Origin of the sequence: Frankia sp. AiPs1, assembly GCF_023716945.1 — a bacterium.
Lineage (GTDB): Bacteria > Actinomycetota > Actinomycetes > Frankiales > Frankiaceae > Frankia.
This window is the reverse complement of record NZ_JAMQQF010000195.1, coordinates 1-10,022: the sequence shown is the minus strand read 5'-3', so window position 1 is coordinate 10,022 and position 10,022 is coordinate 1. Positions and strand designations below refer to the sequence as shown.

Genomic DNA, 10,022 nt, shown 5'->3' with positions numbered 1-10,022 from the left:
GGATTCGGCCGGCCGGGCGGCGCCACACCCGGTGGGTGACACACCGGCTCCCGTCGGCGCCGCGCGGTCCGCCACCGGACGGTCGGGCTCCGCCGCGCCCGCCGCGGACGGTCGGGGCTCGCCGTGGCCCGGCGCCGGCGGATGCTCAGCCATCGTCGCGGGGGGTGTCGGGCACGAGCGCGCGTGCCGCGTGCCGCTGGACGAAGTCCAGACTGCCTTTGAAGATCGTCTCTTTGTCGTTGTCGAGGGTCGCGACGTGCCAACTGTCCGGCAGCAGCCGTTCCTCGATCGGTGCGCGCACCCCGGCCAGCAGGATCGCTCCCGAGCTCGGCTCCACGACGTGGTCGACGACGCTGCGGTACGCGAGCACCGGACAGTCGATCCGCTCGAGGTCGCCGCGGGTGACCCCCCAGAGCTTGCGCAGCGAGGCGAACGCGAGCAGCGGCACCCGGTCGTAGCCGACCTCGGGCACGCCCTTCGCCTTCACGTCGCCGGCAACGCCGCGCACGGCCGGGATGAACCGCCCGAGCAGCGGGGCGAGCGCGGCGTGCCACCGCTCGGTCGACAGGCTCGCGTTTACCGTGACGATGCCGGCGATGTCGGAGCCGTGCTCCTCGGCCAGCCGCAGCGTCAGCGTCCCGCCCATCGACAGGCCCATGACGAACACCTGCTCGCAGTCGGCCCGCAGGCGAAGAAACGCGCCCTGCACGGTGTTGTACCAGTCCGGCCAGGTGGTCGGGACCATGTCCTGCCAGCGGGTGCCGTGGCCCGGCAGCAACGGGCCGGAGACGGTCAGCCCGGCGGCGGCGAGAGACTCGCCCCAGGGCCGCATGCTGCCCGGGGAGCCGGTGAACCCGTGGACCAGCAGGACGCCCACCGGGCCGCCCGCGAACTCGAACGGTTCGGCACCTGGTAGGACGGCTGTGCCGGTGAAGCCCGCCATCGTGATCCGCCCTTCGTGCCCTGGGCCCGCCCGCATGCCACGTCGCGGGCGGCGCGAAAGGAAAGCGCCGGTAAACGTATGCTCGCACGGTCCGCGGGCTGAGGCCACGATCGTGCGTAAGTCACGGTCGTGCGGACGCCATCGCCACGCCAGGAGCCCGCTGGGACCGAGAACGCCCCGGCTGGGATGATATAGGCGCGGGCCTGTCCGCGCCCGCTCGGCGAGTCCCGTGCCGCCGGCGCCAGGCCGGGCAGCCGCGGGCACCACGCGGGCCGCGTCGGCGTTAGATGGACGTGATGATGGCCGATCCCCAGGCTTGCGGGCGGCTGGCGTACATCGGCGACCATGGCCGGGCCGCGCCCGCCGCGAGGCCCGCGTACCGTCGCAGTCCGCGGGCCTCGGAGCGCCGCCGGGCTCCACCTGGCACGCGGTGGGATGCTCGGTTCTGGTGTGATCGGCTTCGGCGGATGGAGACGGGCGGCCTGGCCACGGCCGCCCCCGGCGGGCGTCGTCTGACGGCGGTGACCAGGTGGGAGCTGTCTTGTTCTACTGGGTGCTCAAGGCGGTCCTGACGCCGATCCTTCGGGTGTTCTGGCGTCCGTGGGTGGAGGGAGCCGAGAACATCCCCCTGGACGGCCCTGCGATCCTCGCCGGAAACCACCTCTCGTTTCTTGATCACTTCTTCCTGCCGGTGGTGATTCCGCGTCGGGTGACCTTCCTGGCCAAGAGCGACTACTTCACCGAGGCCGGCGTCAAGGGCTGGTTGAAGCGGGTGTTCTTCAGCGGCGCCGGCCAGATCCCGATCGACCGCAGCGGCGGTAAGGCGAGCGAGGGCGCCCTGCGCTCCGGCGTGCGCGTCCTGCGGCAGGGCCGGCTGATCGGCATCTACCCGGAGGGGACCCGCTCGCCCGACGGCCGCCTCTACCGCGGCAAGATCGGTGTCGCCCGGATGGCCCTGGAAGCCGGCGTGCCGGTGATCCCGGTCGCGATGATTGGCACCTTCGAGGTACAGCCGCCCGGTCAGCTGGTACCGAAGATTCGCCGGATCGGGATGCGGGTTGGTCCGCCCCTCGACTTCTCCCGTTACGCCGACATGGCGGACGACCGGTTCGTGCTGCGGTCGATCACCGATCAGATCATGTACGAACTGATGGCCCTGTCGGGCCAGGAGTACGTGGACATGTACGCCAAGCGGGCCAAGGAAGAGATCGCCGCCGCCCGCGCCGCCGGGCTCGAGGTCGTCGACCTGCGGATGGAGACGCTGCACACCGAGTTCCGCGACGTCGGCGCCGTGATCTACTTTCTGCGCAAGGTGATCTGGATTGTTCCCGGGTTCACCGTCGAGCGCTACCGCGAGCGCCTCGCCGAGCTGCACGAGCGGATCCGCACAACCGGCCCCTTCACCGCCCGCACCACCCGCTTCCTCATCGAGGCCCACCGGCCGCAATGACCTGACGCGCGTCGGGGTCCCTTGCGGCGGACAGTGTCCTTCTGGGCGTTGAACCGGCGTGCGCTCGAAGCCTGTACTGGCGTCCGCCCGGTCTCCTGAGATCGACATCGGTCGGACCCGGACGACCTCTTGGGTGCGATTCGCTCGGTCGATTGTAGATGTTTTGGATGGTCCGTTGTTCGTGTGATGATAATGTCGGTCTCTCCTGCCTTGGGGATAACATCCCGACATGTGCGCTGCGACGGTTGCGGCCATGCGCAAGGGGGAAAACGTTGTCCTCAGTGCCCTGGCCGACGAACTCGGTTCCATCTCGGTCATCCTGGAATGGGCTATCAGGGCGGAGTATCCGCTCGATGCTGACGTCAGCGTTCTCCTGCTGGGGGATGACGGCAAGGTTCGTTCCAACGACGATCTGATCTTTTACAATCAGCAGTCGGGGGCGGGTGGTGCGGTCCGGCTGCGGGGTAAGACCCGGACTCCGGAAGGTCCGTCGGTGGCGTACTCCGACATCGTCGACGTCGACATGGACGACGTGCCCGACAGTGTCGAGCGGGTACTGCTTGCGGCGAGCCTCGATGGCGCCGAAGGGTCCATTCAGGAACTCGACTATCTCCGGCTCCGAATGCTTCGTGGATCAGATGCGGTGGAACTGCTCAGTTTTGCTGTAGCTGCCGCGCACCGGGAGACCGCCTTCGTTCTCGGGGAGATCTACCGCCGCGCCGGGCAGTGGAAGTTCCGCGCGGTGGGACAGGGCTACGACACCGGGCTCGGGACGCTCGTCACGGAATACGGCGTGGAGGTCGACGCCGAGGACGAGACGAGCGACGGTGGTATGGCCGAGGACGGGGAGGCGGGCGCGGTCCGTACGGTTCCGGTTCCGGTGGACGCCCCGGCCGGCGAGCCGCGCGAGATCGTCGGCGGGTCGGATCCGGTCGTCTCGGGTGCGGGCACGGCGCGAGCAGCGCGGGAGGCCCGAGCTGGAGGGCGACGCGCTCATACGGTGACGACGCGTAAGCGGCTGTCGGCTCGTCGACTGTCGGCATCCAAGGGGAGACGGGCCCTCGAAGCAGGGCCGGAGGACCGATGGCAGCCCGCCCGCCTCTTTCCGGTGGCGGGCATCGGGGGGGCCGCGGAGCAGGAACGGCGCGCGACCTCCGCGTTGCTTGCCGTGATCGGCTCGGTCCGGGAGTTCGGTCGCTCGATGACGACCCGGTTCGGTGCGCCCGCCGGTCAGATATCGACGTTCATCGAGGTGCCCTTCAACCGGGATGACAAGCCCTACGTTCCGGACGGACTGATCAGAGTCACCCGAGGCCAGCGAAGCTGGACGGCGCTGGTCGAGGTCAAGACCGGAACCGGCGAACTCACCGCGGATCAGGTCGGCGCATATCTCGACATCGCCCGGGAGCAGCAGTTCGACGCGGTGATCACCATCTCGAACCTCATCACGACCGCAGATGAACGACATCCCGTCGGTATCGATGGGCGCCGAACCAGAAAGGTGGCGGTGCATCACCTCTCCTGGGCCGACATTCGATTCCGCTGTCAGCTTCTGCTCGAAAACGACCTGGTTGCGGATCGCACACAGGAGTACGTTCTGGGGGAGTTTCTCCGCTATCTGGACCACTCCCGCTCCGGCGCGCAGACGTTCGAGGACATGGGTTCCTCATGGGTGACGGTGCGGGGCAGCGTGGCGGCGGGCACACTGCGGCCGACCGACCGGGGTCTGCCGTCGGTCGCGGAACGCTTCGATCAACTCGTCCACTTCCTGTGTCTTCACCTGGGCGGACTACTCGGCGTCGAGGTTCTTCCGCAGGCGGGCCGTCGCGTCGACGCTGCGGTGCGCCGGCAGGCGCTCGCCGACGAGCTGTGCCGGCAGGGAACGCTGTCCGCCACGCTGCGCATTCCCGGAACGGTCGGCCCGCTGGCGGTCAGCGCGGATCTACGGGCCGGTCGGGTCGTCTGGGCCGTGAGCATCGACGCACCACGGCAGGGCCGCCCGGCGACACGGATCAGGTGGATTCTGCGGCAGCTCGGCGAGGCGAACGGAAACCTGCGCATCGAGTCCTTCGAACAGGGCTCGCGCGAGGCGGCCCGGGCCGAGCTGCTCGCCCTCGTCCGACAGAAGCCGGAGATCATGATCTCCGACTCCGCGCACGAGATACGGGCCTTCCGGATTTCCCTGAGTGCTCCGCTCGGGACGAAGCGTGGCGTCGGGAAGGGAACGTTCGTCACATCGGTCACGGAGCCGTTGGAGAAGTTCTACGAGGAGGTCGTACAGAACCTGCGCGAGTGGCACGGCCAGGCGAACGGAGGTTCCCTGGCGGACGAGGCCTGACTGGCAGGCCGTGACGCGCCCGGATGTCCGGTGCGATCCGGGTCCGGTCAGCGGCGGACGGTCCAGCGGCGGGGGTTGGTCGTCGCCGGGATGTGGCGGCAGGTCAGGCCGGTGGTGATAGGTGGCCTGCGACTCGCCCGGCTCAACAAGGGCAAAAGTGGCCGGCGTGTTCGAGATTCATCTTGTTGCCGGGACGGCGTGGCGTTTCGAGGTGCCCCGGGTGCATCTTGGTGGCGCGGAGAAGGTCGCCGCAGTGCTTTCCCGGAACGCCTACTGAGTGGAGCCTTTGATGACGACGTTCCCGGCTGTGTCACACGTTGCCGTGACTGTGACCGATCTGGCGGTCAGCGTCCCGTGGTATGCCGCCCTGTTCGGCGTCGAACCGGTGCTCGACGAGGACACCGGGCCGTTCCGGCACGTCGTGTTCGCCATCGGCGATGGCCAGCTTTTCGGCCTGCACGCGTTCCCCGACGGCGACCGGACGACCGGCTTCGACGAGCGCCGCCGCGGCCTGGACCACATCGCCTTCGGCTGCGCCGACCGGGCGGGGCTGGCCCGCTGGCAGGACCGGCTCGACGAGCTCGGGGTCAGGCATGGCGGCATCGTGGGCGCGCACTACGGCAGCGGGCTGTCGTTCCGCGACCCGGACGGCATCGCGCTGGAGTTCTTCGCCCCACCGGCGGCAGCCTGACCGAGTACCACCGGTCCCGCCGGAAGCCGTCGGGCATGATCGGACGATGGGCGGGCGCTGGCGCGGACGGCTGCGACGCGCCACCGACGTCGGGATCGTGCTCCTGATCGGCCTGTTCCTGGTCGCGGTGGTGCTCGACGAGCACGGCCGCACCCATGAGCCGCTGCTGATCGTCCTCGGCCTGCCGCTCGGAATCGGCCAGTCACTCGCGCTGTACTGGCGCCGCATCCGGCCCGGAGCCGCGCTCGCCGTCGCGCTGGTCGGCGGCCTCGTCATCCAGATGCTCGTCCCCTCGGTCGTGATCCCGATCGCGGCCTTGATCGCCATCAGCTCGTTCGCCGCCGCCCGGCCGCCGTTGCGCTCCCTGCCCGCGCTGGCAGCGCTGCTCGGCGTGTGCGCGGTCGACTTCGCCTCCGCCAGCCGCGAGGACACCTACTTCACGATCGTCCTGGCCATCGCCGCCTGGGCCATCGGAGAGATCGCCCGCAATCGCCGGGCCGCCATCGAGGGGGAGGCCCGGCGGGCGGTCGCCGAGGAGCGGGCCCGCATCGCCCGGGAGATCCACGATGTCGTCGCGCACAGCGTGTCGGTGATCATCGTGCAGGCGGCGGCCGCCGATGACGTCTTCGACACCCGACCTGACCAGGCCCGCCGCGCCCTGCGCTCGATCGAGACCACCGGGCGGGATGCGCTGGCGGAGCTACGCCGCCTGCTCGCCGTCGTCCGTCCCGGCGGCGACGAGGCGGGCCCGGTGCGTCCGCAGCCCGGCCTGGCCCGGGTGGACGAGCTGGGTGAGCCGCTGCGCGCCGCCGGGCTGCAGGTCGCGATTCGCGTGGTCGGCGAGGCCCGCCCGCTGCCCGTCGGGATGGACGTCTCGTCCTACCGCATCGTCGGGGAGGCGCTGACCAACACCCTGCGCCACGCCCGCGCGTCCCGGGTCGAGGTCACCCTCGCCTACACCGCGGCCACCCTCGACCTGGAGATCGTCGACGACGGCATCGGCACGCCAGGCGTGGGGTTCGCCGATACCGGTGCGGCCACGGGCGCCGGTGCCGGTCCCGAAGGCGGCCCGGGACCGGTCGTCCGCGCGGGCCGGCGCGCCGAGACGATCACCACCGCGCCGGCGCCGGCAGGCAGGGGCGGCGGGCACGGCATCATCGGCATGCGGGAGCGCGCTGCCATGCTCGGCGGATGCCTGGAGGTCGGCCCGCGTGGCGGCGGCGGATTCCGGGTCCGGGCGAGCCTGCCGCTGCCGGCCGACCTCGGCGGGAGATCGATATGACGACCGAGGCGCCTCCGCCGATTCGGGTGCTGCTGGCCGATGACCAGGCGCTTGTTCGAGGCGGGTTCCGCATGATCCTCGATGCCCGATCCGATATCGAGGTGGTCGGTGAGGCCGGCGACGGGGCCGAGGCGGTCGAACTCGTCGGCGGCAGCAAACCCGACGTCGTGCTCATGGACGTGCGGATGCCGACGATGGACGGCGTCGAGGCGACCCGGCGCATCGCCGCCTCGGGCAGCGCGGCGCGGGTGATCATCCTGACCACGTATGACCTCGACGAGTACGTCTTCGCGGCGCTTCGGGCGGGCGCCAGTGGATTCATGCTGAAGGACGTTCGGCCCGCCGAACTCGTCGATGCGGTCCGCGTCGTCTCCCGTGGGGACGCGCTGCTCGCCCCCACGGTGACGCGGCGGCTGCTCGACCGCTTCGCGCAGACGCTGCCGTCCGTCGCCGATTCCCCCGCACCCGACGGTCCGGCCGGGCGCCGCCGCGCAGGCGTCGGCTCCCTCGGCCGCCCGGTCCGTGCGGTCCGGCCACTCGAAGCGAGTGGGGAAGCCGGGCGGGGCACCCGGATCCGCAGCGGGCTGGAGGAACTGACCGAGCGGGAGGCCGTGGTGCTCCGGCTCGTCGCGCTCGCCCGGTCGAACGCCGAGATCGCCGCCGAGCTCGTGCTCACCGAGGCGACCGTCAAGACGCACGTGTCGGCTGTGCTGCGCAAGCTCGGCCTGCGCGACCGGGTACAGGCCGTCGTCTTCGCCTACGACTACGGACTGGTGCGCCCCAGGCCGAACTGACCCAACGCGGGCATCCAGCCGCGGGCGTTCAGCCGAGGATGACCTCGCCCGCGCGGCCCGGTGCCTCGGTGCCTCCGACCGGCGGACTGCGACCGCAGGAGGAGGCAGGTCCATACCTTCGGCGGATGTGCCCGGACCACCGGGGATCTAGCTTCCCGAGCATGGCCGAACCCGCCGAACCCGCCGCCCACCAGCCGGCGTCTGCCGTGCCGCCCGTCCCTGCCGGTTCAGGCTCGGCTGACCCGCCCGCGACCGCCCGCGGTCCGCGGCCGGGCAGCCTCGATCGGCCCGGGCGGGCGCGTTCGCGGCTCGCCGGGGTCGCCTCGGCAGTCGTGGTCGGGCTGCTCGTCGTCGCCGTCAACCTTCTGCCCAGGCTGGCCGGCGACCTGCCGCACGTCGGGCTGCCCGCGATCGACCTGCCGGAGGTCGAGCTGCCCGACTGGTTCCGCGGAACCTTCGACGCGCTCCGCCCGGTGCGGATCGCCCTGCTCGGCCTGTTCGTACTCGCCGCCGCGTTCGGCGAGTACAGCCGGCACCGCAGGTCGTCGAATTCTCCCGGGCCGGACGGCGACGACCTGGGGGACGGGAACGCCGAGCGGTGATCCAGGTACGGGAGCTGACGAAGATGTACGGCGACACGGTCGCGGTGGACCAGTTGACCTTCGACGTGACCCCGGGCGTGGTGACCGGGTTCCTCGGCCCGAACGGCTCCGGCAAGTCGACCACCCTGCGGCTGATAGTCGGCCTTGACCGGCCCAGCAGCGGCCGGGCGACGATCGGGGGCCGCGCGTTGCGCGATCTCGCCGCGCCGATACGTGAGGTCGGGGTGCTCCTCGACGCGAGGGCCGCGCCGGCCGGCCTGCGGGCCCGCCAGCACCTGGCCTGGCTCGCCCGGGCCGGCGGTGTGCCTGCCCGGCGGGTCGACGAGGTGCTCGCCGAGGTCGGCCTCGCCGACCTCGGCGGGCGCCGGGTCGGCGGGTTCTCGCTCGGCATGCTCCAACGGCTCGGCATCGCCGCCGCTCTGCTCGGCGACCCGGCGGTGCTGATCCTCGACGAGCCGGTGAACGGCCTCGACCTCGACGGCGTCCGCTGGGTCCGTGGGCTGCTGCGGCGCTGCGCCGCCGAGGGGCGCACCGTGGTCGTCTCCAGCCATCTGCTCAGTGAGATGGACCAGACTGCCGATGAGGTCCTGGTCCTCGGCCGCGGTCGCCTGCTCGCCCATGGCAGCGTCACCGAGATCACCCGGGCGGGTGCCGGCACCCACATCCGGGTGGCGTCGCCGCGTGGCCCCGAGCTCGCGGCGGCGCTGCGGGCAGCGGGTGCCTGCGTGACCCCGGCACCGGACGCCGACGGCGTGCTGCTGGTCACCGGCCTGACGGCGCCGGCCATCGGCGATCTTGCCGCCGGCCGTGGGCTCGCCCTGCACGAGCTGACCGAGCGGCGGGCGACGCTGGAGGACGCCTTTCTCGAGCTCACCGGCGACACCGTCGAGTACCAGGCCGTCGAGCGCCGGGCCGTCGACTGGCGAGCCATCGGCCAGCAGGGGGCCGGTCGTCGGGGGGTGAGGCCATGAGCCGGGCTCCTGCCGCCCCGCCGGGGTGGACGGCCACGGTCGCCGGGGAATGGCTCAAGCTGCGCGCGATGCGCGGGAGCCTGGTGATCGCCTGTCTCGGCCCGCTCCTCGGGACCGCGCTGTGCGTGCTGCTCGCCGTTGCGGTCGGCCTCGAGTCGGACGGCTGGTCCCAGCAGGACCGCGTCGAGTTCGACCCCTTGCTGTTCCCGCTGGTCTCGGGGCTTGTCAGCGCCGTCCTGCTCGTCGTGCTCGGGGTGCGGGGCGGCGCCTGCGAGTACCGGGCGGGGCTGGTGCGACTGACCCTCACGGTGACGCCGCGTCGTGGCCGGGTGCTGCTGGCCAAGATCGTCGTGATTGCGGTGGCGAGCTGGGTGGGCTTCACGGTCGTCACCGTGCTGGCGGCGCTCGCGGCCCAGCCGGTGTTCCATGCCTACGGCCTGCCGGACGTGACCAACGCCGACCTCGCCGCCGGCAGGGAGGTGCGCACGCTCGCCGCGGACATCGGGCTGGCTCCGGTCTTTCCGCTGATCGGGCTGGCCCTGGCAGTCCTCACCCGCAGCGCGGCCGGAGCCCTCACCTCGGTGCTGGCACTGCTGTTCGCCCCGTCGATCGCGGGCGGGCTGCTGCCGGCCTGGTGGGCGGCCCACATGCTCATCTATCTGCCGGGTCCGGCGACCGACAGCCTCTCCCTGACCGGGTCGGACGACGTCGGCCTGCTGTCGCCCGGTGTCGCCGTACCGGTGGTCGCGGCGTGGCTGGCCCTGTTCCTCGGTGCCGCCCATCGCTGCCTGCAACGCCGCGACGCCTGACCCGGCCGGGCCGGCGATCGCGGTCTCGGTGGTGGTGATGCGCGGCGAGGCCGCGGGCCACCGCCCGGCCGAGCAGGAACAGCACGAACAGCATCCCGGCGGCCGGCAGCGCCAGGACGACGGCGGCCGCGGCGTCCGCGAC

General features: G+C 71.7%; 10 protein-coding genes. 9 read left to right on the top strand and 1 reads right to left on the bottom strand.

The features are described from left to right. Positions 1–145: 145 nt before the first annotated feature. A complete protein-coding gene (locus ND748_RS17315; RefSeq protein ID WP_251746838.1) occupies positions 146–943 on the bottom strand; it encodes a carboxylesterase in 798 nt (265 codons plus the stop codon). A 541-nt stretch (positions 944–1,484) separates the two neighbouring features. On the opposite strand from ND748_RS17315, the gene ND748_RS17310 reads away from it, so the two are divergent. The 9 genes from ND748_RS17310 to ND748_RS17270 all read left to right on the top strand — a co-directional run. After that, entirely contained in the window at positions 1,485–2,393 is a 909-nt protein-coding gene (locus tag ND748_RS17310; protein ID WP_251746839.1) for a 1-acyl-sn-glycerol-3-phosphate acyltransferase, read from the top strand. 253 nt (positions 2,394–2,646) lie between these two features. Beyond that, positions 2,647–4,731 carry a TerD family protein gene (locus ND748_RS17305; protein WP_251746837.1) on the top strand — a complete coding sequence of 695 codons (2,085 nt, stop codon included), beginning with the start codon at positions 2,647–2,649 and terminating at the stop codon, positions 4,729–4,731. Between the two features lie 289 nt (positions 4,732–5,020). After that, positions 5,021–5,422, top strand: a complete 402-nt coding sequence (locus tag ND748_RS17300) for a VOC family protein (protein WP_285902269.1) — start codon at positions 5,021–5,023, stop codon at positions 5,420–5,422. Positions 5,423–5,468: 46 nt separating this feature from the next. Further along, positions 5,469–6,704 (top strand): sensor histidine kinase, encoded by a 1,236-nt coding sequence (locus ND748_RS17295; protein ID WP_251746835.1) that lies wholly within the window; start codon positions 5,469–5,471, stop codon positions 6,702–6,704. Further along, complete coding sequence (locus tag ND748_RS17290) at positions 6,701–7,498, top strand: response regulator transcription factor (RefSeq protein WP_251746834.1); 798 nt, start codon at positions 6,701–6,703, stop codon at positions 7,496–7,498. Before ND748_RS17295 ends, ND748_RS17290 begins: the two co-directional genes overlap by 4 nt. Positions 7,499–7,659: 161 nt before the next feature. Continuing rightward, entirely contained in the window at positions 7,660–8,100 is a 441-nt protein-coding gene (locus ND748_RS17285; protein WP_251746833.1) for a hypothetical protein, read from the top strand. Further along, on the top strand, positions 8,097–9,071 hold the full coding sequence (locus ND748_RS17280; RefSeq protein WP_251746832.1) for an ABC transporter ATP-binding protein: 975 nt from the start codon (positions 8,097–8,099) through the stop codon (positions 9,069–9,071). Before ND748_RS17285 ends, ND748_RS17280 begins: the two co-directional genes overlap by 4 nt. Further along, positions 9,068–9,880, top strand: a complete 813-nt coding sequence (locus ND748_RS17275) for an ABC transporter permease (RefSeq protein ID WP_251746831.1) — start codon at positions 9,068–9,070, stop codon at positions 9,878–9,880. Before ND748_RS17280 ends, ND748_RS17275 begins: the two co-directional genes overlap by 4 nt. Next, the coding region (locus ND748_RS17270; protein WP_251746830.1) for a hypothetical protein at positions 9,843–10,022 on the top strand (180 nt) is incomplete at its 3' end. The genes ND748_RS17275 and ND748_RS17270, both read left to right, overlap by 38 nt.